This window comes from Roseobacter sp. (assembly GCF_039970775.1).
Taxonomy (GTDB): domain Bacteria; phylum Pseudomonadota; class Alphaproteobacteria; order Rhodobacterales; family Rhodobacteraceae; genus Roseobacter.
Map to the genome: position 1 here is coordinate 27,064 of NZ_JBDVLG010000041.1, position 24,529 is coordinate 51,592.

Sequence of the window (24,529 nt, forward strand, 5' to 3'; positions counted from 1 at the left end):
GCATTTTGGTGGCGCGCCCGTCTGGTGAATGCGCCGTGTCGTATTTTAGAACGGATCGCCGATGATCTGCGTACCGCCGCGTTTGAAATCACCTACGGTTTGGGTCGGTGCGGCCACACCAGAACAGACAGGCTTGCCCGTCTCACGGTCCAGACGCGCCGAAAGATACCCCTCGATGCCGTCATCGATGATCCAGTGGTCACACCCGTTTGGATCCACCCAAATACCCGCCTTCAGATCAAACAGATCTTTGGCGTCGGGGCCTCGGTCAAACGCCTTGTCGGCGGTCAGTTCACTACAGGCTGTTAAAGCAAAAGCCGCGCAGGCCAATGCTGCAAAAGTCACTCGTGTCATAAATCGATCCTCTTTAATCAATACAGGTGATTTCGACACGGCGGTTTTGCGCCTTGCCTTCTGCGGTGGCATTGGAGGCAACCGGGTTGCGTTCGCCTAAACCACGCACCTCTGTCACAGCGGCCCCTTGCGCACGCGCAATCTCGGCCACGGTCGAGGCACGCGCCTGCGACAAGCGCACATTATACCCGTCAGATGCGTCGCTGTCGGTGTGGCCCGTGATGATAAACGCCAGCGCCTCTGATTGTCCAAAGAACTGGCGCAGGCTCTCGCGACCTGCGGCGTTGATCGTGGCACTGTCGCTCTCGAAGAACTGATCCGACTGCACCAACGCACACACGGTGCCCTCGCGGCACACTGGCAGACCGTCACGTGTCACATGGGGGGTCATAAAGCCTTCGGCGCCGTCATCCATGACCCAATGTTCACATCCATCGGGGTCAACCCAGATGCTGGGAATATACTGCCCTCGGTCCAGCCCATTTTGCGATTGCGTTTGCGCCGCAACATCGGCGGCCTGCAACGCCAAACCCGCGCTGAGGATCAGACCGGCCAGATGCCTACCCGTGCTGGAAAAATGAAACATCACACTGTCTTCCTTTGCTCAACATACACCCCTAGTGCCGGTCGTCCTCCGACATAGATTGGTTTTTATCTAATTTCTAACAAAGGTTGAGGCAAGTTTAGAGGTGTATTGTCGCATTCTGTGCACCACTGTGCCCTAAAAAGCCCTATTTGGCCGGATTGGTGAATAGTTAACTTTGTTCGTGACGCACAGCGGCCAGCGAATTCCGTTTGGCTTGGGTGATTCTCACCGGCACGACATCACCAATGGCCGCATCCGAGTTTTCGATGTGAACCGCGTGCAGATAGTCGGATTTACCCACCATCTGCCCCGGCTCGCGGCCCTCTTTTTCCACAAGCACGCGGGTGACACGCCCGACCATACCGGCCTGGATCTCTTGTTGTTGGCGGGTGATCAGCGCCTGCAACCGCTGCAACCGCTCATCGGCCACGTCAGGGTCAACCTGCGGACGTTCGGCCGCTGGGGTGCCCGGCCGGGTCGAATATTTGAACGAATAGGCATAGCCGTATTTCACCTCTTCGACCAAATCGAGCGTGGCTTGAAAGTCGGCCTCGGTCTCTTCGGGAAAGCCCACAATAAAGTCGCCCGACATCACGATATCGGGACGCGCCGCGCGGATACGGTCAATCACCCGCAGGTAACTTTCGGCCGTGTGGCTGCGGTTCATCCGTTTCAAAATAGCATCAGACCCCGACTGCACCGGCAAATGCAGATAGGGCATCAACTTGTCGCATGTGCCGTGGGCCTCGATCAGATCATCCGTCATGTCGTTGGGGTGCGAGGTGGTAAACCGGATCCGTTCTAGCCCGTCGATATCGTTCAGCGCCCAGATCAATTGCGCCAGCGAGGTGTCCGCGCCGTCCGGGCCGGCGCCGTGATAGGCGTTGACGTTCTGGCCCAAAAGCGTGACCTCGCGCACGCCCCGTTCGACCAAATTGCGCGCCTCATCCAACACGCGCGCCACGGGGCGGCTAGATTCGGCCCCGCGCGTGTAGGGCACCACGCAAAAGGCGCAAAATTTATCGCACCCTTCCTGCACCGTCAAAAACGCCGATGGTGCGCGCCGCGCCTTGGGCCGGGTCTTGAGCAGCGCAAATTTATCCTCTTCGGGAAAATCCGTATCCAGCGCCTTTTCGCCCTGCCGCACCTTGGCCTCCATCTGGGGCAAGCGGTGATAGGATTGCGGCCCCACAACCAGATCGACCGCAGGCTGGCGGCGCATGATCTCTTCGCCCTCGGCCTGCGCAACACATCCCGCCACACCGATTTTCAGATCAGGATTGTCGATTTTTAGCGTCTTCAGGCGGCCAAGTTCCGAATACACCTTTTCTGCCGCTTTTTCGCGGATGTGGCACGTGTTGAGCAGAATCATATCCGCCCCCTCGGCGGTGTCGATCTGCTCATAGCCCTGCCCGCCAAGGGCTTCGGCCATGCGTTCGCTGTCATAGACGTTCATCTGGCAGCCGTAGGTCTTGACGAATAGCTTTTTGGGCGCAGTCATGGTGGGTGTCCGCATTAAATCAGGGTTGGCGCGCTGCTTAACAGTCACAGCCGCCGCTTGCAATGAACCGCGATTTCACTGAGGTTACCGCAACACCCACCCGGAGCCACAATGCAAGCACAGACCCTTGATGACTACCTGAAAGCCAACCACAAACGGCGCGCAGGGCCCGTTGCCATGATCTTTGTCGAGGATGACGTTGAAGTCGTGACCACCCTGCGGCACCACCTGCGTATCGGGTTCAAAACCGTGCTGGCCTTTATGCCCGACCAGATCGCGCTGCCCGAAGACCTTGAACATACGGTGCAGCGGATCCGGTTTGACACCGCCTACGACACCGTCCCCAGTGCGGTCAATGCCATCGCCACCGCGATGCCGGGCACGTGGCTATATTATTGTTACAACGCCGAATATCTCTTTTTTCCGTTTTGCGAAACCCGCACGGTCGGCGACTTGTTGGCCTTTCACGCCGAAGAACGGCGCGACGCGATGTTGACCTATGTTATCGATCTTTATGCCGATGACTTGCAGGCGCATCCCAGCGCGGTGTCGCTGGATCAGGCGCATCTGGACCGGTCGGGGTACTACGCGTTGGCGCGCAAACGGGCCGATACAAATTGGCAACCCAAAGAACGCCAGCTTGATTTTTACGGTGGCCTGCGCTGGCGGTTCGAAGACCATGTCCCCGCCGCGCGCCGCAAGATCGACCGCATCGCGCTGTTTCGGGGCAAACCGGGGCTGGTGCTGCGCGACGATGACACGTTCTCGGACCCTGAATACAACACCTACGCCTGCCCGTGGCACAACAACCTCACCGCTGCGGTTTGCTCGTTTCGCGCGGCCAAGGCGCTGCGGCGCAATCCCGGCAGTCGTCAGGACATTCAGACGTTCAAATGGACCAACTCAACCCCGTTTGAATGGCATTCCCAGCAGCTTTTGGATCTGGGATTGATGGAACCTGGTCAATGGTTTTGACGCCGCACAAAGGCACAGGCTGGCCCTAACGCAACCTAGCAGGCAGTTATGGCTTGCGGCGCAGGCGGATAATCACATCGACAGATGCGATTTCTGCGCCCTCGGGGGCGTCCGGCAATTGCGCGATCACCAGTTGATCAGAGGGCGCGTCTGTCACCTTGGCTTCGTCTTCCCAAAAGAAATGCGGGTGGTCATGCACGTTAGTGTCAAAATAGCTTTTGGACCCGTCAACCGTGACTTCTTGCATCAATCCGGCATCACAAAACGCGCGCAACGTGTTATACACCGTCGCCAACGAGACACCCTCGCCTTGGTTTTTCGCCGCGTCAAACAGGCTCTCTGCGGTGACATGGCGGTCTTGCCCGTCCCCAATCAACAGCGCCGCCAAGGCCACACGTTGCCGCGTGGGTCGCAGCCCCGCCGTCGCCAGCCAGTTCGATCCGATTGTTTGTTCTGCCGTTGTCATAGTGCGCCTGCATTACAAGTTCCTCACTTATATAAAGGACAACGGGTGAGATTTTCAATTGTATTCCCATAAATTAGATCCGTTGTTATTGTCGCATGCCCAAACGCGGGATGTTTCTCACCGGCCACGTCACGCCCTTGCGAAGGCGGCGATCACGATGCTAGAGGAGATTGACAAGAAGCGAACGGAGCAGGAGACGCGCCAGCATGGCCCAATACCCGACACAGTTTGACAAAGACGACCTGCTGAAATGCGCCCGCGGCGAGCTTTTTGGGCCCGGCAACGCGCAATTGCCCGAACCACCCATGCTGATGATGGACCGGATCACCGATATTTCGGGCGATGGCGGTAGCAATGGCAAGGGTCATGTCGTCGCCGAATTTGATATCACGCCTGATCTTTGGTTTTTCGACTGCCATTTCCCTGGTAACCCCATCATGCCCGGGTGTTTGGGGCTTGATGGTCTGTGGCAACTGACGGGCTTCAATCTGGGCTGGCGCGGCTGGCAAGGGCGCGGTTACGCGCTGGGTGTGGGCGAGGTCAAGCTGACGGGCATGGTGCGGCCCGAGCGCAAGATGCTAACGTATTACGTCGATTTCACAAAAGCCATCCAAACCCGCCGCTTGACAATGGGTGTCGCCAATGGCCGGGTAGAAGCCGACGGGGAAACCATCTATCAAGTCACTGATATGAAGGTCGCGCTGTCAGAAAACTGATCTACAAAGATCAATCTAAAGAACAAAAAGGAGAGCGCCATGCGTCGCGTCGTCGTGACAGGGCTGGGGATCGTCTCATCCATCGGGAACACCGCCGAAGAGGTTCTCGCCTCACTGAAATCCGGGACCAGCGGCGTTGTCGCCTGCCCCGAAATGGCCGAACACGGGTTTCGCAGCCGCGTTGCCGGCACGCTGAAGCTGAACGTGGCCGACCATGTAGACAAACGCACCTTGCGGTTCATGGGGCCCGGTGCCGCCTATGCCCATATCGCCATGCAGCAGGCCATCAAAGACGCAGGCCTGGGCGACGATATCATTTCGCACCCACGCACCGGGTTGGTCGCAGGGTCTGGTGGCCCATCGACCAGCGCGATGTTGACCGCCCATGAGGTGGTCAAGAAAACCGGCGCCACCAAACGTATTGGCCCCTTTGCGGTGCCCAAATGCATGTCGTCCACCGTCAGTGCCAACCTGTCTACCGCGTTCAAGATCAAGGGCATCAACTATTCGATCACCTCGGCCTGTTCGACGTCTTTGCACTGCATCGGCAATGCGGCCGAACAAATCATGCTTGGCAAACAGGATGTGATGTTCGCAGGGGGCGGCGAAGAGCTCGACTGGACGCTGTCGTGCCTGTTTGACGCGATGGGCGCAATGTCGTCCAAATACAACGACACCCCGGAAAAAGCCTCGCGGGCGTTTGACGAAAACCGCGACGGGTTTGTGATTTCGGGCGGCGGCGGCATCGTGGTCTTGGAAGACCTCGAACACGCGCTGGCACGCGGTGCCAACATCTACGCCGAAGTCACGGGGTACGCGGCCACATCCGACGGACACGACATGGTCGCCCCCTCGGGCGAAGGCGGCGGGCGGGCGATGCAGCTGGCCCTGGATACCCTCCCCCAAGGCCGCAACGTCAGCTATATCAACGCCCACGGCACCTCGACGCCCGCAGGCGACAAACCCGAAATCGAAGCCGTGCGCCATGCCTTTGAGGGCCGCACCCAGCCGCCCGTCAGTTCGACCAAATCAATGACCGGGCACAGTCAGGGGGCCGCAGGTGCACAGGAGGCAATTTATTGTCTATTGATGCTCAAGCACGACTTTATCGCGCCGTCGATCAACGTGGACACGTTGGACCCGGTGTTTGAGGCATCAGAAATCGCGACGACCCTGGTAGAAAACGCCGGGTTGGATTCCGTTATGACCAATTCATTTGGGTTCGGCGGCACCAACGGATCAATGATCCTGTCGAAATATCAAGGGTAAGGAATATTATGTCGGGTGCACTAGCCGGAAAACGCGGGTTGATCATGGGCGTCGCCAACGAGCGCTCTATCGCTTGGGGCATCGCCAAAGCCATGGCAGCAGCCGGGGCAGAATTGGCGTTCACCTACCAGGGCGACGCCTTTGGCACCCGTTTGAAACCGCTGGCCGCTTCGGTTGGGTCAGATTTCATGGTGGACGTGGATGTAACCGACGACGCGTCACTGGACGCCGCGTTTGATCAACTGGGCGCGCGCTGGCCGCAGGTGGATTTCGTGGTGCATGCCATCGCGTTTTCCGACAAATCCGAATTGACGGGTCGTTTTCTGAACACCTCGCGTGAAAACTTCAAGAAAACCATGGATATCAGCGCCTATTCCTTGATCGAAGTCGCCCGCCGCGCCTACCCTTTGATGTCCGACAACGGCGGCACGATCATGACCTTGACCTATCAAGGCAGCAACACGGTTGTGCCCAACTACAACGTCATGGGCGTGGCCAAAGCGGCCCTAGAAAGCGCCACACGGTATTTGGCCAACGACCTGGGCCCCGACGGTATTCGGGTGAACGCGATCTCACCGGGGCCAATGAAAACGCTGGCTGGGGCGGCCATTGGTGGCGCCCGCAAGACGTATAAATTCACCGACCAAAACGCCCCCCTGCGTGCCAATGCAACGCTGGAGGCCGTCGGCGGCACGGCTGTATATCTGGCGTCGGATGCCGGGGCCTGCACCACCGGTGAAGTGCTGCGCGTTGACGGTGGGTATCATGTTCTGGGCATGCCTCAGGCCGAAAACCTCTGATTGGCAACCGCCCACGCGGCGCCACGCCCGTGCCAAACTAAGGCCATATTCGGCGCATACCATCGCAGTATGTTGTCTTATATTGATACACCAACCCTGCGGCAGGTCCGCTGTGCGCGCCGTGCGGCCCGCGCGCGCGGATGTGCATGGGTATTGATGCCAGTGACGGCCGCGGTGTTTTCAGTGGCTTTATGGTCTGACCCAGTGGCACAGCCCCAACTGCAATCTCGCCTCGATGGGGTGAAACCGATGTTGGCGGCCGTCGGGCGCGGTGAGTTGCCCAAAGACGAAGTACGCGCCATCACAGACGCCACCTTGCAGACGGCCTCGGATATCAACGCGCGGCTGGCCGGGCTGCCCGCCACGCGGTCCCTGACCAACCGGCCTGCTGCAGAAAACTAACCCTATTTAATAGACATGATCTCGATGTCGAAAACCAGATCCTGCCCTGCAAGCGCATGGTTGGCATCAATCGTGACGGTCGCATCGTCCACCGCAACAATCATGACCTGCATCGCCTGCCCTTCGGGTGTTTCCACGTTCAGCGACGTGCCGATATCCAACGGGATGTCATCGGGGATCCCTTCGCGCGGGACGGCTTGGCGCATCTGCGGGTTGATCGGGCCGTAGGCCTCGGTGCACGGCACTGTGACGGTCTTTTTGTCGCCCACGGCCATCCCCGGTATCGCGGTGTCCAGACCGGGAATAATGTGGCCTGACCCCACTTCAAATTCCAACGGGTCCCGCCCCTCAGAGCTGTCAAACTTGGTGCCGTCCAGCAGCGTCCCGGTGTAGTGAATGCTGACGGTGTCGCCCGATTTAGCTTGGGTCATAAATGCTCCGAATGATGTGCCGAAAAGAATGTATGAGGCCGCGTATCTGCGCAGGTTCTCGTGTGTTTTCCTGAACCTGCCCGCACAGCGCCCACGAGTAAAGCCGAAAAACTGCGATTGGGTCTTTCCGCCCGGCTTGCCTCGTGACACTCTGCCGCCATAGCTTTCCAACGAGGTGCTCTGATGGCAATCACGACATGTGTCTTTGATGCGTATGGTACGCTGTTTGATGTGGCGGCAGCCGCACGACAAGCCGCCGCCGAACCCGATTTTTCGCAATTGCAAGGCACGTGGCCTGCATTGGCCGAACACTGGCGCCAAAAGCAGTTGCAATACACTTGGTTGCGCGCAGTCACCGATGCACATTGCGATTTTTGGGATGTGACCCAAGATGGCCTCGACTGGGCGCTGGAAAAGACCGGGCTGGCAGGCGACGCTGCGTTGCGCGAACGCTTATTGGCGCTGTATTGGGAATTGCAAAGCTACCCAGAGGTGCCCGATATGCTGCGCGCCCTTAAAACCGCAGGCCGGGCGACGGCGATCTTGTCCAACGGATCCCCCGATATGTTACAGGGCGCTGCGGCCTCCGCGGGCATAGAAGCCTTGCTGGATGACACGCTGTCGGTCGAAACCGTTGGCGTTTTTAAACCCGATGCACGGGTGTATGATCTGGTTGGCAAACGGTTTGGCTGTGCCAAGGAAAACGTGTTGTTTGTGTCCTCAAACGGGTGGGACGCGGCCTGTGCCACAGGCTATGGTTTCACCACCGCTTGGGTCAATCGCGCCGGTGAACCAGTGGATAGGTTGCCTTGGAAACCCGCGCATATACTGCCTGATCTCAAGGGGGTAGCCGAATTGTCGGATCAGATATGAACTTCTTTGAGAGCTCCGATAATCTCAAGCTGCACTATACCGTCGAAGGGGACGGCGTGCCTATCTTATGCTTGCCCGGATTGACGCGCACGACCAGCGATTTCGACTATGTGACCCCCTACCTACCCCACGTGAAGCTGATCAAGATGGACTACCGCGGGCGCGGAAAATCGGATTGGGATTACCACTGGAAGAACTATTCTTTGCCTGTCGAATGCCGCGATGTGATCGAATTGATCGACCGGTTAGAACTCGACAAGGTCGCGATTTTGGGCACCTCGCGGGGCGGGTTGAACGCGATGGGTCTGGCCATGACGGCCAAAGATCGTCTGCTTGGGGTTGCGTTAAATGACATTGGGCCAGCGCTTAACCCCAAGGGGCTCACGGCGATCATGGAATATCTGGGCCACGCCCCAAGTGCCAAAACCATCGTGAATGCCGCCCGTGGGCTAGAGCGCGCCAACGATGGGTTTCGCGATGTGCCATTTTCGCGCTGGATGGAAGAGGCCGAAAAGCACTTTGAAGAAACGCCCAAGGGGCTCAGCATCACCTATGATCCCAAACTGCGCCGCGCGGTTGAATTTGCGGGGGCGCAAGGCGCCCCTGATTTATGGCCCTACTTTGATGCCTTGGAAGGGTTGCCGTTGGCCTGTATCCGGGGCGAAAATTCTGATCTGCTCAGCCGCGATACGCTCCGCGAAATGGAACGCCGCCGCCCCGATATGATCAGCGTCACGGTGCATGGGCGCGGGCATATTCCGTTTTTGGATGAGCCCGAATCCATCGCCGCGCTGCAAACTTGGATAAACGCATTAGGGTCGTAAACCACTATGAACATTGAAATGATACGCGCCGCCGCAACCCGGTTGCAAGATCACGCCCGCCAAACCCCACTGCTGTCGTCGCCTTTCCTTGACGAAATCGCCGGGCGCCGGGTCTGGGTCAAGGCCGAATGCCTGCAACACACTGGCAGCTTTAAATTTCGCGGGGCGTGGTCGGCGATATCGGCCCTGTCAGATGCGGAACGCGCAAAGGGCGTTGTGGCGTTTTCCAGCGGCAACCACGCGCAAGGCGTGGCCTTGGCCGCGCGCACCCATGGCACCAAGGCCGTGATCATCATGCCACAAGACGCCCCTGCCGTGAAAATCGACAACACCCGCCGTTTGGGCGCCGAGGTGGTCTTGTACGACCGCGCCGCAGGCCAAGATCGCGACGCGCTTGGCGACCAAATGGTGGCCGACCGTGGGATGACCTTGGTGAAACCTTTCGACGATCCACAGGTGATCGCAGGGCAAGGCACGACCGGTCTGGAAATCGCCGCGCAGGCCGCAGCCGTTGGCGCCACCCAAGCCGATGTGATCGTGTGTTGCGGCGGGGGCGGGTTGTCGTCGGGCATCGCACTGGCGTTAGAGGCTGACGCCCCCAACATGCGCATGCGTACGGCAGAACCCAAAGACTTTGACGATGTCGCCCGGTCGCTGCGATCTGGCCAGATAGAACGCAACACGCGTATTTCCGGCAGCCTGTGCGATGCGATCATTACGCCGCAACCCGGCAACCTCACCTTTCCCATCCTCAAACGGCTGGCCGGGCCGGGGTTCGCCGTAACCGAACCCCAAGCCTTGCGCGCGATGGCACTGGCGTTCAACCGTCTCAAGGTGGTGGCCGAACCGGGGGGGGCCGTGGCCTTGGCCGCCGCCCTGTTTCACGGCGACACCATCCCCGGCGACGACGTGATCGTGGTTATATCGGGCGGCAATGTGGACGCATCGGTGTTTCAACAGGCCCTCGCCCAACAGGAGACCGCCGCATGAAAATGCTCGACCTTGGTGACATCCGCATGCACTACCGCGTGGATGGTCCTGACGATGGCCTCCCAGTGGTTTTTGCCAATTCACTAGGCACTGACCTGCGGCTGTGGGATTCAATTTTACCGTTATTGCCCAAAGGCCTGCGCGTCATCCGGTTTGACAAACGCGGCCACGGATTGTCCAGCTGCCCGCCCGCGCCCTACACGATGGGCGCGCTGGTCAAAGACACCGAGCGCCTGCTAGATCACCTTGCGGTGCGTGATTGCGTGTTTGTTGGCCTGTCCATTGGCGGCATGATCGCGCAGGGCTTGGCCGTCAAAAGGTTGGACATGGTCCGCGCGATGGTTTTGTCGAATACAGCCGCCAAAATTGGCACCGCAAGCGCGTGGGCTGACCGGATAGACCAGGTGCGCCAAAACGGTATTCAAAGCATGGCAGACGCGGTCATGGAACGTTGGTTTTCCAAAGATTTCCGCGCCACCCCAGATGTGGATCTGTGGCGCAACATGCTGATCCAACAAAATCCCGATGGGTATATGGGGTGCTCTGCGGCGATCTCGGGCACCGATTTCTATACCGCCACCGCCAGTCTGCGCCTGCCCACCATGGGGATCGCAGGCGCCAATGATGGGGCGACCCCGCCCGATTTGGTGCGCGAAACCGTTAATCTGATCCCCGGTAGCCAGTGCCATGTGATCCGCAAGGGCGGGCACCTGCCTTGCGTGGATCAACCCGACGAATATGCCGCCCTGCTGACCCGGTTTTTGACCGATATCGGCCATGTATAGGGGGCGTTGATCCATGGCCGCCAGCGTTTTTGACAGCCCGCTTTTTGCCCAATTGTTCCCAACCGGAGAGACGGGGCGGTTGTTTTCTGACAGTGCCAGCCTGCGCGCGATGCTGCTGGTCGAAGGGGCGCTGGCCAAGGCGCAGGGCCAGATGGGTCTTATCCCCGAAATCAGCGCAGCCGCGATCCACCGGGCGACGCTCGAAATTCAGATCGACCCCGGCGCGCTGGCCAAATCAACGGGCGAAAATGGCGTGTCGGTGCCGGGGTTGGTGGCAGCCTTTCGCGCCGAAATGAACGCCCCGGAGCACGCCCAATACGTGCATTGGGGCGCCACATCACAAGATATCATCGACACCGGCCTGATGTTGCGCCTGCGTCAGGCGTTGATACTGGCCGAAACCGACCTGCGTCACGTGGTGGCACAACTGGCCGATCACGCCGACCGCCACGCCGATCTGCCGATGCCCGCGCGCACCTATGGCCAACACGCGACCCCCACAAGTTGGGGCGCGGCCGTGGCCGCATGGGGCGCGCCCTTGGCAGATGCGCTCGACGCGTTGCCAGCCTTACGAACCGGCAGCCTTTGGGTGTCGCTGTCTGGCGCGGCAGGCACCAGCGCCGCATTGGGCCCCGATGCCCCTGCCCTGCGCGCCAACCTTGCGCAGGGGGTCGGCCTGCACGACCCACAGCGCAGTTGGCACACAGATCGCAGCCCGATCCTGCGCATCGCAGATTGGATCGCGCAGGTGACGGCGGCCTTGGCCGCTATGGGCGACAGTCTCGTGGCGCTGACTGCGACCGATTGCGGTGAAATCACGCTAGGCGCGGCGGGCGCGTCCTCAACCATGCCGCAAAAACAAAACCCTGTGGGCCCGTCGGTGTTGCGCGCGCTGGCGCACCAGATGACGGGGCTTGGCGCGACATTGCACAGTGCAGCGGTGCATCAACACCAACGTGACGGCGCCGCGTGGTTTGCCGAATGGATGGTGCTTCCGCAAATCATGTTGGCTGGGGCTGCGGCCCTGCAACACGCCCGGAACGTGACCGAAGGCATGCGTCCCGTACCCACCCGTATGTCAGCCAATCTAACCGCTGGATTGGGCCTGACCCACGCCGAAGCGCTTAGCTTTGCGCTGGTCGCACAGATGCCCCGCCACGAGGCGCAGGCCGCGACCAAAACCCTGTGCCAAACCGCCCTTGAGACCCATCAACATCTGGCCACCCTCGCCCGCACGCAATACGCGGACCTGCCGCCAGATCTGTTTGACCCGCAGGCCCAATTGGGCCACGCCCCGACCGATGCACGCGCTTTTGCCACCCGCATCAGGGCTCTTTGATCCATGCGCCCGGCGGTCGTCTTCATCCTGATCACCGTCATGTTAGACGCTATGGGCATTGGCCTGATCGTGCCCGTCATGCCCGACCTCCTACAACACATCCAAGGCGCGGACCTGAGCACCGCAGCGCTATGGGGCGGCGTCTTATCAACCACATTCGCGGTGATGCAATTCGTCTTTGGGCCGGTGATCGGCGGGTTATCTGACCGGTTCGGCAGGCGGCCTATATTGTTGGTATCGTTAGGGGTTATGGCGCTCGACTATCTGGTGATGGCGGTCGCGGGCAGTATCGGTGTGCTGCTACTGGGTCGGATCGTAGGCGGGATCACCGCCGCGACCCAATCAACCGCAAACGCCTATATGGCGGATATTTCCGCACCAAAAGACCGCGCGGCGAATTTCGGCCTGATTGGCGCCGCCTTTGGCGCAGGTTTCGTTTTGGGGCCGCTGCTCGGTGGGGTGCTGGGCGAATATGGCACCCGCGCGCCCTTTTATGCCGCCGCCGCCCTTGCCGCACTCAACGCGGTATTTGGGTATTTTGTCCTGAAAGAAACCGTGACGGAGGATCTGCGCCGCCCGTTTCAATGGGCTCGCGCCAACCCATTTGGCAGCTTTCGCCAACTGGGGCGGTTGCCGGGCGTTGGGCCATTGCTGATCGTATTTTTCCTCTATCAAGTGGCCTTCATGGTCTACCCCGCCATCTGGTCGTATTTCGGCAAAGCGCGGTTTGGGTGGGACCCATCGACCATCGGCCTGAGCCTTGCGCTTTTTGGAACAATGATGGTCATCGTGCAGGGCGGGCTCATCCGGTGGGTACTACGCGTGCTGGGCGAACGCGGCACGGTCATTTATGGACATCTCTTTGATGTGGCGGCCTTTTTGGCGCTGGCGTTTGTGACCAGCGGCACGTTGGCATTGATCTTGACACCCTTGGCCGCATTGGCGGCGGTGATCACACCCGCCCTCCAGTCCATTATGTCCAAGGCTGTCGCCCCCCAAGCGCAGGGCGAATTGCAAGGCGCGCTGACCTCGGTATCGGCCTTGGCTATGATCTTGTCGCCCATGGTGATGACCCGCACATTCGCAGCCTTCACCGATGACACAGCGCAAGCATATTGGCCCGGCGCGCCCTTCGCAGTGTCCGCAGGTTTGATCACGGTGGGGTTGGCTGTGTTCATCATGGCCCCGTCCCGACACATCGTCCCGCCGGAAAAGACATAACAGCGACATCCTGCTGCGCCCCTGAAACCGGCGAGATCCACGTAGCGTTATATGCCGTCGCGATCTGGCATTCGGATATTTCATTTGCAGATGGCGCATGGGGCGGATCACGACCGGCGGTCTACGGGCACCACGCCGCAGCTGTTGATACCGCCACAAAGGCGGGTGTTTCTGGGGTGGCTGTGGGCGATCATGTCATCGTGACACTGATCCGCGCCTGCGGTGGATGTGGCAATTGCGCCCGCAGTAACCTTCATATGACAAGCCGTGGAACGAGCCGAGACCAGCGAAATCCCCGTGTTGGCATCGACGTCGATAACCTCATGCCCCCTAGCAATACAACCGCAACCCGCCCACAGCCACATCCGCGTGAAACACCCGCCCGATGGCCAGCACCCCAACGCGCCGCAGTTGCGCGGGATCAAACTGCGCGTCGGTCTTATGGGCGGTGAACCCGGCAAACGGCAAGGCCACACTGTGCCACCCTGCGGCGGCGATGAAACTACACCGAAACGATTGCCAAGGCCGGGTTATCTGATCGGTACGCACCCGCAAGTCATAGGTTTCGCCGTTGCCTGCCACGTCGATTTCGATCCCCGTCCAGCCGCTGGCATCCACGCGCAGATCCGATGCGATCTGGATAAATCCACCGTTGTTGTCCGTCGACACCACGCCCGTCAGCCGGGTGGCTCGGCGCCCCGCGACGTGCATGCAACGGGCCTGCCCCGTAGACACACCGCCCATCACGTCATCGGCGACGTAATCCCACAGGGGGGTGAGCTCTTTGTAGGTGTCCGTCATCATATTGGGTGTCCTTCGCGTTTGTCATCGATCCAAAATGCAACATAGCAGGCGTCCCAAAGACACAAGGGCTGCTGCGCATTTCAACCATGTAAATCTTCGCGGTGGGGTGTTTGTATCCCCACCATCTTGCGGCTTACCAGATCACGTGTAGAATTTACCACGGGCCCATAAACCGGCCCCTCAGACCGGGCAAGATGACGCACACCCCGCCGCCATCAAGACACGACCCAGCCCGTGGCACACATAAGGAAGCGCTATTTTGGCCAAAGCAATCGTTATCCGTGAGTACGGCGCGGCAGATCGCCTCGTTTTAGAACCCATCACGTTAGACCCACCGGCCGCTGACGAAATTCAGATCCGCCAGACGGCGATCGGGGTGAACTATCACGACGTTTATGTGCGGTCGGGCCTGTATAAAACGCTGACATTGCCGGGTATTCCGGGGTGTGAAGCCGCCGGAGTGGTCGACGCTATCGGCGCAGATGTCACCGGGTTGGCGGTGGGCGACCGCGTGGCCTATGTTACCGGCGGGTATGGCGCCTATGCGTCGCACCGCACCCTGCCCGCCCATCTGGCGATCCAGATCCCCGTGGATGTCACCGATGAAACCGCCGCGTCAAATCTGTTGCGGGCAATGACGGTGGATATGCTGACAACGCAGGTGTGCACCCTGCGCGCGGGCATGACGGTTTTGGTGCACGCAGCCGCGGGTGGCGTGGGGCGGATGCTGTGCCAAATGGCCGCGACCCTTGGCGCCACGGTAATTGGCACGGTTGGGTCGGCACAAAAAGCGCAGATCGCGCAGGCCAGCGGGTGTAACCATACGGTACTGTATCGTGAGGTTGATTTCGCAACCTCTGTCGCAGAGATCACCAAGGGGGCGGGTGTTGATGTGGTCTACGATTCAGTGGGCGCCGATACCTTCGCAGGGTCCCTTGAAGCGTTGGCCCCTTGCGGGCATCTGGTGAATTTCGGCCAATCGTCTGGCCCGGTTGACCCGGTTTTGATGAGCACCCTCGCCGCCAAATCTTTAACCGTCTCTCGCCCGATTTTGTTTCACTACCTGCGCGACCCCAACCAATATCAAACCATCGGCAAACGGGTTATGGACAATTTCCAATCGGGGGTTTTGAATACCGGCGCGCACAGCCCTGTTGCCCTGAAAGACGCCGCACAGGCCCACGCCACCCTCGAGAACATGACCGGCGGCGGATCGTTGGTCCTTATTCCATGACACAGGAGACATCGCCCATGCGCGAAAAAACCATTTGGACCTATTGGCGTGGCGATTGGCACCTTGGCGACACCCGCGTTTTGGGTGCACATTCGCACGCCACGTGGCTGGGGTCCGCGGTCTTTGATGGGGCGCGCCTGTTTGAAGGGGTCACGCCCGACCTCGATCTGCACTCAGCGCGGGTCAACGCATCGGCCAAGGCGCTGGATTTGAAACCAATGTTCACCGGCGAAGATATCGCGGGGCTAACGATGGACGGTTTGGCCAAATTTGAACCCGGCACCGATGTCTACATTCGCCCGATGTATTGGGCCGAAGACTGCGATGCGGGCATCCTACCGCCCGACCCCGACAGTACCGATTTTGCGCTGTGCCTCGAAGAAATGCCAATGGTCGCACCCACGGGGTTTACCGCGACCACCACAAAGTTCCGCCGCCCCACGCTCGAGGTGATGCCCGTCAACGCCAAGGCCGCCTGCCTTTACGCCAACAACGCGCGCATGGTCCGCGAGGCCCAATCGCGTGGGTTCCACAATGCGCTGGTCTGTGACGCCAACGGAAATGTCGCCGAATTGGCCACCTCTAACGTGTTCATGGTGCGCGGCGGCGAGGTGTTTACGCCTGTCCCCAACGGTACGTTTTTGAATGGGATCACCCGCCAGCGGGTCATCACCCTGTTGCGCGCGGCAGGCGTCACCGTGCATGAAACGACGCTCACGCTTGAGGATTTTCACCAAGCAGACGAGATCTTTTCGAGCGGCAATGTCTCTAAGGTGATGCCCGTCATCGCGTTCGAAGGCCGCGCGATCCCCGCAGGCCCCATCACCCAAAAAGCCCGTGCATTGTATTGGGATTGGGCCCATTCTGATGTCGGCCGGGGGGGTGCCTGATGGCCACGACACATCTGATGACGGACGCAGAAGTCGACGCCAACCCGCAGGTCAAAGTGGTGTTTGACGACATCCGCGCCACCCGTGGGTCAGATTTTGTCAATAACATCTGGCGCGCCTTGGCCGCCGACCCGCCGGGGCTGAAACGCACATGGGAGACCGTCAAATCAGTGATGGCTGTGCCCGGCGAAATTGACCCCAAGACCCGCGAAATGATCTATATCGCCGTCTCTGTTGCCAACGGATGCAGCTATTGCGTGCACTCTCATACGGCCGCGGCCAAAGCCAAAGGCATGACCAACCAAGAGCACGGCGAATTGATGCAAATCGTGGCCCTCGCGGCCTCGACCAACCATCTGGTGACAGCGTTGCAAGTGCCCGTTGATCCGGAATTCGACGTCAAATAAACAACCCAAGGAGACACCACATGTGTGACATCTGTGTAATGAACGCCGTCAAAGACAAGATGCTGTCGCGGCGCAGTTTCTTTAAAACCGGCGCGTTGGGGGCTGCGGCTGCGGTCGCGTCATCGGCGGCGGGCACAACGGCGATGGCTGCGGGGCACGGTGGTGTTCAAGATATGACCCACACGATAGACGAAAATTTCCCCACATATTTCGGCGAAAGCCAGTTCTCGCGCGAACAGCTGTTTAACTACGCCGAGCATGCGTTCAACCTGTCCCAATATACCGTGAATGAACATACGGGTACGCATATTGACGCGCCTTTGCATTTTTCAGCTGACGGTGCATCAGTGGATGAATTGCCCCTGTCCTCTCTGATCGCGCCGCTGTGTGTGATCGATATCGCCGCGCGCGCCGCAGACGATGCTGACGCCCAATTGACCCCCGACGACCTAAAGACCTGGATCGCCGCACATGGTGACATCCCAGATGGGGCGTGCGTTGCGATGCATTCGGGTTGGTCGTCCAAAGTGGATACCGCTGGGTTCCGCAATTTCGACGGCAAAGCGCAGCATTATCCAGGGTTCCACGTTGAAGCCACGCAGATGCTGCTTGAGACTGGTGCGGGGTCTATTGCCTCAGATACGCTATCGCTTGATCATGGGATTTCGCCCGATTTCGCAACGCATTACGCGTGGTTGCCACAGGGGCGGTTCGGCATTGAATGCCTTGCCAACCTCGACAAGGTGCCCGCCGCAGGTGCGACCTTAGTGGTCGGCGCCCCCAAAATGCGCGGTGGGTCAGGCGGGCCCGCGCGTATTTTTGCGCTGGTCTAAAACGGACTAAGGGGCACGAAACACTATGGTTTTGTGCCCCCAACCCACCACAGGGATGCTATGACGCGACTAAATCGAGCCGCCCTCAAGGGGTTTTTAGTGGGACAAGACCTATACGCGTTTGATCCGGTCACACGTGCCCGCGTCGCATGGGTCGCCTACCATCCAAATGGCACATGCCGCGCAGAGTTTTCAGATGGGACGGTGGATCATGGCCAGTTTGGACTGGAGGGCGACACCTACTGGACCCGCTACACCGGATTTCGAGCCGGCGAGACACATCGGTTTTATCTGGTCGAAATCACCCCAAAGCTGGCACAGGCATACCATGTAGATGGGCGGCAGGCGTTTTTACAAACCCCGTTGAAAACACTGCCTAATTTCCCCTGTGTATGACCAAACGCCTGCACGACCCCCGTTTGGGCCACCCCACCCTTTGAAACGGCGCAACACGTGACATCCGAACGGGTCCCACGATGGTTTACCCTGCGCGCCATCACAATAACCTCGCGCTGCCTCAGGCGAGTGCACTTTCCCCTAGAGGTTTCATCGTCACCTTCGACAAAACGCCAAAGGAATGTCGGTGAGTTGGCCGGGCCCCGCGTGCCACGCGCCCAAAGACGACGTTCACCCATTTTCTGGCGCTACGCCTGAGAATCCGGATCCCCCGCACCGTTCAATTCAATCGTTGAAATCGACTGTTTTGCCAGCCGTGGAACACCCGGCATTCCGCCGGAGCCGAAGGCGTTTGGCACGCTGCGCGACGGCCCGTTGTCTGAACAAGGTCAAGCCCATCAGATCCGCGCGCAACACTGACAGACGCTGCATTAAACTGCTGCGGCATGCCGCGCCACGCCGCCGTCAGGAACGTATCCACCCGGCATTGCGCCGCACCGCACGCAGGCCTGCGTCGCGGCGGACCACAATCGATAGCCCCCCACCAAATCACCACGTCAGTGCGCCCATCACCGTCAATATTGCCGATCATCAGATGATCTGGCCCAAGAGACGCGGGCGTCTGCCCGCAAACCTGCGCGACATGGGCATAGGCAACATCAACCATCGCGTCGTTTTGAGGCGCAGGCTGCGTCGGTTGAACGGCGGCGCCGGTTGGCGGCGGCGACACAACGACACCGGACGGATTATCTGACCAGTGCAAGCCGATGTCGCCGAATTTAGCCTCACAAAAAGCGATCACCTGCGGCAGTGCACCCGCCAAGCCAACAGTCGGCACATTGACGTGGCCCAAAAGGCTATCAACCTGAAACCCATACCCCGCGATCACCCCTGCGAAGAATGGGTCATTTGCTGGTAGTGCAACGCTCCAGCCATCGTCAAAATAATCAAAACGCACCGCGGGCAGTTGATATTCCACGCCGTTTGCAACGATCTTGATCTCGCGGGTCTCGTTGGCCAGTTCATCCCGTGGGGGGCCAAGTACCTGTTTCGAAAAGCGCATCACGATCGTTCCTGGGGCGGTGACCGTGGCGTGCGCATCTTGCGGCCCCAACCAATCTGGCCGCAATGGGGAACGCTCTCCGCAGGACAAAGCGACCGACCCATCAGGTAACCTTGCGGTGCCCAAGAAAAAATCGCCGTTGTCGTAGCTGCCAGATATCCAGACCTGCTGCGCCGAGGCCATCAGCGGCCAGATCATCACCAAAAGCGCCGCAATTATCCGTACCATGTTTCACCTGCCGGGTCGTGTGTGCCGCAAATCTGCCATCATGCGGCACCGCGCCAATACCACGGTGAACATGTCAGATTCGTGCTCGATATTTCATCGACCCTGACTATACCGGCGTGACTCTTAAGAATGTCCCCCATGTTTTGCGCGATTGAACCAGAAAAGCACCGCATCAAAATTGATCAGCCCGCCGTCCAGCCGCCATCAATCAGCATCGATGTGCCCGTGACCATCGCCGATGCGTCTGACGCCAAAAACAACGCCGCCCCCATGATGTCTTCGACCTCGCCCACACGCGGCAATTTGATTTTATCCATTATCCACGCCAACCGCTCGGGGTTGTCAAAGGTCACTTTGCTCAGCGGTGTCCGGATGAATGTCGGGCAAATCGTGTTGATCCGAATGCCTGATTTGCCCCATTCGATGGCCATCGCTTTGACCATGCCTTCCAGCCCGTGTTTCGACGCACAATAGACGGCGCGGTCAACGCCACCCACCTGCCCCATCTGGCTGGAAATGTGAATAATTGACCCCGGCTTACCATTATTTTGCAACGCCTTAGCCGCAAAAGTAGACAGGAAATAGGCGCTGCGCAGGTTGATGTTCATCACCGCATCATAGTCATCTGGTGTGGTGTCCACCGTGGGCGAATGGCGAGCGGACCCGGCGGAATTGACGACAATATCAAACGGCTGCGAAAAGGTGTTTTCTAAGGCGTGCAAATCGGTCTGATCCAACGGCAATGCCTGCGCCGCAAACCCCGCAGATGTCATGGATGCGACGCACTGCTGCAACGGGCCGGGGCGCCGTGCGGCGCAGGTCACATGGGCCCCCGCCTCGGCCAGCGCCACTGCACAGCCCAACCCTATCCCCGAAGACGCCCCCGTGACCAACGCATGTTTTCCGGTCAGATCAAACGCCGGGGTGCGGGGCAAATCAGTCAAAACATTGCCCCTGTTTGGGGGCCAAAATCCGCCCGTGTAGTGCTAAGTCGCCGCAGCTTTAACATCATCTCAACCCTTTGTGTTCAGTCATGCCCCACGCGCCGTTATGTCGTGGTACAGGACGCATCACCGTCCTAGAAAAACGCCTGAATGCCCGTCTGTGCACGCCCCAAGATCAATGCATGCACATCATGGGTGCCCTCGTAGGTGTTCACGGTCTCCAGGTTCATCATGTGACGGATCACCTGAAATTCGCCGGAAATTCCGTTGCCGCCATGCATATCACGCGCATGCCGTGCGATGTCCAACGCCTTGCCGCAATTGTTGCGCTTGACGATAGATATCATCTCGGGCGCCGCGCTGGCCGCATCCATCAGGCGCCCCACCTGCAATGACGCCTGTAGGCCTAGCGCGATTTCGGTCTGCATGTCGGCCAGCTTTTTCTGAAACAACTGCGTGCCGGCCAAGGGTTTGCCAAATTGGTGCCGGTCCAGCCCGTATTGCAGCGCTGCATGCCAACAGAATTCCGCGGCCCCCATGACGCCCCAGCTGATCCCATATCGCGCGCGGTTCAGGCAGCCAAATGGCCCCTTAAGCCCCTGAACATGCGGCAACAACGCCTCTTCTCCGACCTCGACCCCATCCATGACAATCTCGCCGGTAATCGACGCCCGCAGCGAAAGTTTATTGCCCACTTTGGGGGCCGTCAGGCCGGTCATGCCCTTGTCCAGAATGAACCCACGGATCTTGCCACCATGCGCTTCGGACTTGGCCCAAACTACGAATACATCCGCAATGGGTGCGTTCGATATCCACATCTTTGAACCGGTGATCTTATACCCGGTCGCGGTTTTCTCGGCGCGGGTTTTCATGCCCGCAGGGTCAGACCCGGCATCGGGTTCCGTCAGGCCAAAACACCCGATCCATTCGCCAGAGCACAGTTTTGGTAGATATTTTTGCCGCTGCGCCTCTGAACCATAGGCGTAAATCGGATAGATCACGAGGCTCGACTGTACCGACATCATCGACCGGTACCCGCTGTCGACGCGTTCGATTTCTCGCGCGACAAGCCCGTAAGACACGTAAGATCCGCCCAAGCCGCCGTATTCTTCGGGGCACGTGATGCCCAACAGGCCCATATCCCCCATTTCGCGAAAAATCTCGGGCTCGGTTGTTTCGTTCTCGAAGGCGTCGATGATCCGTGGTTGTAGTTTTTCGGCAGCAAAGGCCTGCGCGCTATCGCGGATCAGGCGTTCGTCTTCGTGCAACTGATCGGACAAACGGAAAGGGTCGGCCCAGGTGAACCCTGCCAAATCAGGCGCATCCTTGGCTTTTAAAACAGGCGCTTCAACGTTCATGTGTGATCCTTTGATATCAACCGCGGCCTCGTAGGGCGTTGAGCTATTATTGCAAACTCACCGCCAAAACACTAACGATGCTTTATCCTAGGATTCATGAAAATAAATCATATGTCTTTGCCACGTCGGTACCTGCCCTCGATCCCTGCCTTGCTGGCCTTTGAGGCCGTCGCCCGGTTGGGCAGCGCCACCCAAGCGGCCGCTGAATTGTCACTGACGCAAAGCGCCGTGAGCCGTCAGCTCAAGCTGCTCGAAGACCAATTGGGCGTTGCGTTGCTGGCCCGCAAAGGGCGCGGGTTGGTCGTCACCCCGCAAGGTGAACGCTATGTCAGAACGGTGCGCACCACCTTGCAACGGTTGGCGCAGGCGGGCGTTGCGGCCCAGACGGGCCCCGAAATAGGCGCGCTAAACTTGGCCATCTTGCCGGCCTTTGGCATGCATTGGTTGGCGCCGCGCCTGCGTGATTTTGCGCGGACCCACCCCGAAGTGACGGTGAACTTGTCGACCCGCCTCGCCCCGTTTGATTTTCGCGGGTCCCAGTTTGATGCCGCCATTCATTTCGGGCGCGAAGATTGGCCCGGCGTGGGGTATCTGCCGCTGTTGCCAGAAACTGTGGTGCCGGTTTGTGCGCCCAGCCTGATCGCCACACCGCTCACTGATCCGCAGGAGATTTTGCAATTTGACCTGCTGCATTTGGACACCCGCCCCCGAGGGTGGGCGCGGTGGTTGCGCGCGGTTGGTCAAGACAGCGACCCCCCACCGGGCATGATGTTTGACCAGTTTTCCACCATGGCGCAGGCGGCGATCCATGGGTTGGGCATCGCGCTTTTGCCTACGTTTTTTGCCGATCCCTATCTGGCCAACGGACAGTTGGTATTGGCCGCAACACAAAGCGCGCAAAGCATCGGCAGCTATTACCTTGTCTGGCCCGCAGACCGCCCCTGCCCCCCAGCACTAGAGGCGTTTCGCGATTGGTTGGCCTTGCAACGCACCGCGGCCCACGCCGGGGATGATCACGTCTGACACACGGCAAAATGCACCGTTTTGGGCGCAAAGGTGACCTGTTTCTGCCTTAATTCAAATTTAAATAAACCCCATCTACCGGTTGAGAGAGATCGGTCCGAGGTTTTTGTCTGAGCATCGCTTTGCTCATTTTTAAATGGTGTCGTGTTACGCCCGGACTGATCACTTTCAAGGTAGCCCTTCCCGGCTTTGCCCCAGAAACGCAAAACGCGCACGACATCGCCGCGCGCGTTTCCTGTAGCTCTACAAACCAGATTACTTCAGCGTAATGCGGCCATCAGTATAGGGTGTGTAAGGGCCATCCCCCGCCAAAAATTCGGCCGTGACATCCGCCAGATCTGGGCCAAAGTCATATGCGTTTTTCGCATCTTTGAACATGTCAAACCCGTCACCGCCATTGCGGACGTAGTTGTTCGACACCACGGAATACAGCTTGGTAGGGTCGATCGGCGCACCGCCTACCATCACATCGCTGATCCGGCTACCCGCCGGTTGCGCGACATCAACCGCAAAGCTGATACCCGCCACCTGCAAGAAACGACCCGCGCCGTCTTCGTGTTGGCTCACACCATTTTCAAGCGCCGCAACCATCGTGGCCCCTGTCACCTCAAAGGTGCTAAGCGTGTTCTGGAACGGCAGCACCGTGAGAACTTCGCCCATGGTGACCTGCCCCGCGTCGATACTGGCGCGAATGCCGCCGCCGTTCTGAACCGCGATCTGCACGCCCTGATCCTTGACCCGCGCCAACATCGCATCTGCGATCAGGTTGCCCATCGCGCATTCGCGTGCCCGGCAATCTTCGCGCACACCAACGATTTCAGCCGCCGTTTCGGCCACCACACGGCTGCGGATTTCTTCCAGCGGTTTGGCCGCCAGTGCGATACGTTCGGCAGTCGCCGCGTCGGCGGTCACGGTCGCATCAATCAGCAAGGGTTCGCCCTTGGCCTCGACGATATCGCCGGCGTCGTCGAACGTCAGGTTCAATTCACCCAGAAACTTGCCATAGGCGTAGGCCTGCACAATCGCCGTGTCGCCGACCATCGTAGGGTACGGCCCCTCGGCACGGTCCGACGTGTTGGACAGCAGCGAATTGGAATGCCCGCCCACAATCACATCAACACCCGTCGTTTCGGCCGCCACACGTTGGTCTGTGCGGTACCCAGAGTGGCTCAGGACGATGATCTTGTTCACACCTTCGGCGCTCAGACGGTCCACTTCGCCCTGTACCGCCGCAACCGGATCAGAAAACGTGATGTTGTCGCCCGGCGACGCAAGTTCATCGGTGTTTTGTGGCGTCAGCCCGATCAGCCCCAGCTTTTCACCGTCGCGTTCGATCACTGTGGATTTCGCCAATGTGTCGGCCAACAACGGTTCGCCAGATACATCCGCGTTCGACATCAACACAGGAAACGTCACCGCATCCATGAAACCGCGCAGCACCTCGGGGCCGTCGTCAAACTCGTGGTTGCCCACGGTCATGGCGTCATAGCCCATCTTGTTCATCATCTCGGCGGCCAATGCGCCCTTGTAGTAGGTGTAGAATAACGTGCCTTGGAACTGATCGCCCCCATCCACCAAAATGGAATTGCCCGCCCGCCCGCGTGCCTCTTCGATGGCCGTGACCAACCGTGCCGACCCGCCGAAACATTCGCCCGCCACGTCGTCCTCAACAGAACAGCCGCTGTCGTATTTGCTGATCGGTTCAAATCGCGCGTGGAAATCATTGGTGTGCAGAATGGTCAGGTTATAGTCTGCCGCGGCCACGCCACTGGTCAGGGCCAGCGCTGCGGTCGCTGTCAGGAATCGGTTCATGGTCT

At 59.3% G+C, this 24,529-nt stretch carries 27 protein-coding genes and 1 pseudogene; 18 read left to right on the forward strand and 10 right to left on the reverse strand.

The window, feature by feature from the left end; genetic code table 11:
* Window positions 1–45 precede the first annotated feature (45 nt).
* The 3 genes from ABJH13_RS09590 to miaB form a co-directional block, all read right to left on the reverse strand.
* On the reverse strand, window positions 46–354 hold the full coding sequence (locus tag ABJH13_RS09590; protein ID WP_348405991.1) for a hypothetical protein: 309 nt from the start codon (window positions 352–354) through the stop codon (window positions 46–48).
* A 13-nt stretch (window positions 355–367) separates the two neighbouring features.
* A complete protein-coding gene (locus ABJH13_RS09595) occupies window positions 368–940 on the reverse strand; it encodes an OmpA family protein (protein WP_348405992.1) in 573 nt (190 codons plus the stop codon).
* A gap of 169 nt (window positions 941–1,109) precedes the next feature.
* Window positions 1,110–2,441: a tRNA (N6-isopentenyl adenosine(37)-C2)-methylthiotransferase MiaB gene (miaB, locus tag ABJH13_RS09600; RefSeq protein ID WP_348405993.1), complete on the reverse strand. Its 1,332-nt coding sequence runs from the start codon at window positions 2,439–2,441 to the stop codon at window positions 1,110–1,112.
* A gap of 111 nt (window positions 2,442–2,552) precedes the next feature.
* On the opposite strand from miaB, the gene ABJH13_RS09605 reads away from it, so the two are divergent.
* The gene (locus ABJH13_RS09605) at window positions 2,553–3,416 is read left to right on the forward strand and encodes a hypothetical protein (RefSeq protein WP_348405994.1); all 864 of its coding nucleotides are present in this window, start codon (window positions 2,553–2,555) and stop codon (window positions 3,414–3,416) included.
* A gap of 46 nt (window positions 3,417–3,462) precedes the next feature.
* Here ABJH13_RS09605 and irr read toward each other — a convergent pair whose 3' ends face one another.
* Entirely contained in the window at window positions 3,463–3,882 is a 420-nt protein-coding gene (irr, locus tag ABJH13_RS09610; RefSeq protein WP_348405995.1) for a Fur family transcriptional regulator Irr, read from the reverse strand.
* A 206-nt stretch (window positions 3,883–4,088) separates the two neighbouring features.
* On the opposite strand from irr, the gene fabA reads away from it, so the two are divergent.
* The 4 genes from fabA to ABJH13_RS09630 all read left to right on the forward strand — a co-directional run bounded on the left by fabA (window position 4,089) and on the right by ABJH13_RS09630 (window position 7,069).
* On the forward strand, window positions 4,089–4,598 hold the full coding sequence (fabA, locus tag ABJH13_RS09615) for a bifunctional 3-hydroxydecanoyl-ACP dehydratase/trans-2-decenoyl-ACP isomerase (RefSeq protein ID WP_348405996.1): 510 nt from the start codon (window positions 4,089–4,091) through the stop codon (window positions 4,596–4,598).
* Window positions 4,599–4,637: 39 nt separating this feature from the next.
* A complete protein-coding gene (gene fabB, locus ABJH13_RS09620; RefSeq protein ID WP_348405997.1) occupies window positions 4,638–5,867 on the forward strand; it encodes a beta-ketoacyl-ACP synthase I in 1,230 nt (409 codons plus the stop codon).
* An 8-nt stretch (window positions 5,868–5,875) separates the two neighbouring features.
* Complete coding sequence (locus tag ABJH13_RS09625) at window positions 5,876–6,667, forward strand: enoyl-ACP reductase (RefSeq protein ID WP_348405998.1); 792 nt, start codon at window positions 5,876–5,878, stop codon at window positions 6,665–6,667.
* A gap of 156 nt (window positions 6,668–6,823) precedes the next feature.
* Window positions 6,824–7,069, forward strand: coding sequence for a hypothetical protein (locus tag ABJH13_RS09630; protein WP_348405999.1), 246 nt, complete (start codon window positions 6,824–6,826; stop codon window positions 7,067–7,069).
* Window positions 7,070–7,071: 2 nt separating this feature from the next.
* Here ABJH13_RS09630 and ABJH13_RS09635 read toward each other — a convergent pair whose 3' ends face one another.
* Window positions 7,072–7,500 carry a peptidylprolyl isomerase gene (locus ABJH13_RS09635; RefSeq protein WP_348406000.1) on the reverse strand — a complete coding sequence of 143 codons (429 nt, stop codon included), beginning with the start codon at window positions 7,498–7,500 and terminating at the stop codon, window positions 7,072–7,074.
* 183 nt (window positions 7,501–7,683) lie between these two features.
* On the opposite strand from ABJH13_RS09635, the gene ABJH13_RS09640 reads away from it, so the two are divergent.
* The 7 genes and pseudogenes from ABJH13_RS09640 to ABJH13_RS09670 all read left to right on the forward strand — a co-directional run.
* Window positions 7,684–8,373, forward strand: a complete 690-nt coding sequence (locus ABJH13_RS09640) for a haloacid dehalogenase type II (protein WP_348406001.1) — start codon at window positions 7,684–7,686, stop codon at window positions 8,371–8,373.
* The gene (locus tag ABJH13_RS09645; RefSeq protein ID WP_348406002.1) at window positions 8,370–9,197 is read left to right on the forward strand and encodes an alpha/beta hydrolase; all 828 of its coding nucleotides are present in this window, start codon (window positions 8,370–8,372) and stop codon (window positions 9,195–9,197) included. The genes ABJH13_RS09640 and ABJH13_RS09645 overlap by 4 nt, the downstream gene beginning before the upstream one ends.
* A gap of 6 nt (window positions 9,198–9,203) precedes the next feature.
* The gene (locus tag ABJH13_RS09650; protein WP_348406003.1) at window positions 9,204–10,187 is read left to right on the forward strand and encodes a threonine/serine dehydratase; all 984 of its coding nucleotides are present in this window, start codon (window positions 9,204–9,206) and stop codon (window positions 10,185–10,187) included.
* Window positions 10,184–10,972, forward strand: a complete 789-nt coding sequence (pcaD, locus tag ABJH13_RS09655) for a 3-oxoadipate enol-lactonase (protein ID WP_348406004.1) — start codon at window positions 10,184–10,186, stop codon at window positions 10,970–10,972. Before ABJH13_RS09650 ends, pcaD begins: the two co-directional genes overlap by 4 nt.
* Window positions 10,973–10,985: 13 nt before the next feature.
* Entirely contained in the window at window positions 10,986–12,311 is a 1,326-nt protein-coding gene (locus ABJH13_RS09660) for a lyase family protein (RefSeq protein ID WP_348406005.1), read from the forward strand.
* Window positions 12,312–12,314: 3 nt separating this feature from the next.
* A complete protein-coding gene (locus ABJH13_RS09665) occupies window positions 12,315–13,532 on the forward strand; it encodes a TCR/Tet family MFS transporter (RefSeq protein WP_348406006.1) in 1,218 nt (405 codons plus the stop codon).
* Window positions 13,533–13,549: 17 nt separating this feature from the next.
* Window positions 13,550–13,786: pseudogene (locus ABJH13_RS09670) on the forward strand (alcohol dehydrogenase catalytic domain-containing protein); the annotation flags it as partial.
* A 76-nt stretch (window positions 13,787–13,862) separates the two neighbouring features.
* Here ABJH13_RS09670 and ABJH13_RS09675 read toward each other — a convergent pair.
* On the reverse strand, window positions 13,863–14,336 hold the full coding sequence (locus tag ABJH13_RS09675; protein WP_348406007.1) for a CIA30 family protein: 474 nt from the start codon (window positions 14,334–14,336) through the stop codon (window positions 13,863–13,865).
* A 259-nt stretch (window positions 14,337–14,595) separates the two neighbouring features.
* On the opposite strand from ABJH13_RS09675, the gene ABJH13_RS09680 reads away from it, so the two are divergent.
* From ABJH13_RS09680 to ABJH13_RS09700, 5 genes are all read left to right on the forward strand, one after another.
* On the forward strand, window positions 14,596–15,570 hold the full coding sequence (locus ABJH13_RS09680; RefSeq protein WP_348406008.1) for a quinone oxidoreductase: 975 nt from the start codon (window positions 14,596–14,598) through the stop codon (window positions 15,568–15,570).
* A gap of 17 nt (window positions 15,571–15,587) precedes the next feature.
* Window positions 15,588–16,460, forward strand: a complete 873-nt coding sequence (locus ABJH13_RS09685; RefSeq protein ID WP_348406009.1) for a branched-chain amino acid aminotransferase — start codon at window positions 15,588–15,590, stop codon at window positions 16,458–16,460.
* Entirely contained in the window at window positions 16,460–16,867 is a 408-nt protein-coding gene (locus tag ABJH13_RS09690; protein ID WP_348406010.1) for a carboxymuconolactone decarboxylase family protein, read from the forward strand. The genes ABJH13_RS09685 and ABJH13_RS09690 overlap by 1 nt, the downstream gene beginning before the upstream one ends.
* Window positions 16,868–16,887: 20 nt before the next feature.
* Window positions 16,888–17,700 carry a cyclase family protein gene (locus ABJH13_RS09695; RefSeq protein WP_348406011.1) on the forward strand — a complete coding sequence of 271 codons (813 nt, stop codon included), beginning with the start codon at window positions 16,888–16,890 and terminating at the stop codon, window positions 17,698–17,700.
* A gap of 99 nt (window positions 17,701–17,799) precedes the next feature.
* Window positions 17,800–18,096 carry a hypothetical protein gene (locus tag ABJH13_RS09700; RefSeq protein ID WP_348406012.1) on the forward strand — a complete coding sequence of 99 codons (297 nt, stop codon included), beginning with the start codon at window positions 17,800–17,802 and terminating at the stop codon, window positions 18,094–18,096.
* A gap of 280 nt (window positions 18,097–18,376) precedes the next feature.
* On the opposite strand, the gene ABJH13_RS09705 is transcribed toward ABJH13_RS09700, so the two are convergent.
* The 3 genes from ABJH13_RS09705 to ABJH13_RS09715 all read right to left on the reverse strand — a co-directional run bounded on the left by ABJH13_RS09705 (window position 18,377) and on the right by ABJH13_RS09715 (window position 21,689).
* Complete coding sequence (locus ABJH13_RS09705) at window positions 18,377–19,387, reverse strand: hypothetical protein (protein WP_348406013.1); 1,011 nt, start codon at window positions 19,385–19,387, stop codon at window positions 18,377–18,379.
* Between the two features lie 182 nt (window positions 19,388–19,569).
* A complete protein-coding gene (locus tag ABJH13_RS09710; RefSeq protein WP_348406014.1) occupies window positions 19,570–20,331 on the reverse strand; it encodes an SDR family oxidoreductase in 762 nt (253 codons plus the stop codon).
* 134 nt (window positions 20,332–20,465) lie between these two features.
* Window positions 20,466–21,689, reverse strand: a complete 1,224-nt coding sequence (locus tag ABJH13_RS09715) for an acyl-CoA dehydrogenase (RefSeq protein WP_348406015.1) — start codon at window positions 21,687–21,689, stop codon at window positions 20,466–20,468.
* A gap of 111 nt (window positions 21,690–21,800) precedes the next feature.
* Here ABJH13_RS09715 and ABJH13_RS09720 point away from each other — a divergent pair, with 111 nt between their 5' ends.
* Complete coding sequence (locus tag ABJH13_RS09720) at window positions 21,801–22,712, forward strand: LysR substrate-binding domain-containing protein (RefSeq protein WP_348406016.1); 912 nt, start codon at window positions 21,801–21,803, stop codon at window positions 22,710–22,712.
* 255 nt (window positions 22,713–22,967) lie between these two features.
* On the opposite strand, the gene ABJH13_RS09725 is transcribed toward ABJH13_RS09720, so the two are convergent.
* A complete protein-coding gene (locus tag ABJH13_RS09725) occupies window positions 22,968–24,524 on the reverse strand; it encodes a bifunctional metallophosphatase/5'-nucleotidase (RefSeq protein ID WP_348406017.1) in 1,557 nt (518 codons plus the stop codon).
* Between the last annotated feature and the right edge of the window lie 5 nt (window positions 24,525–24,529).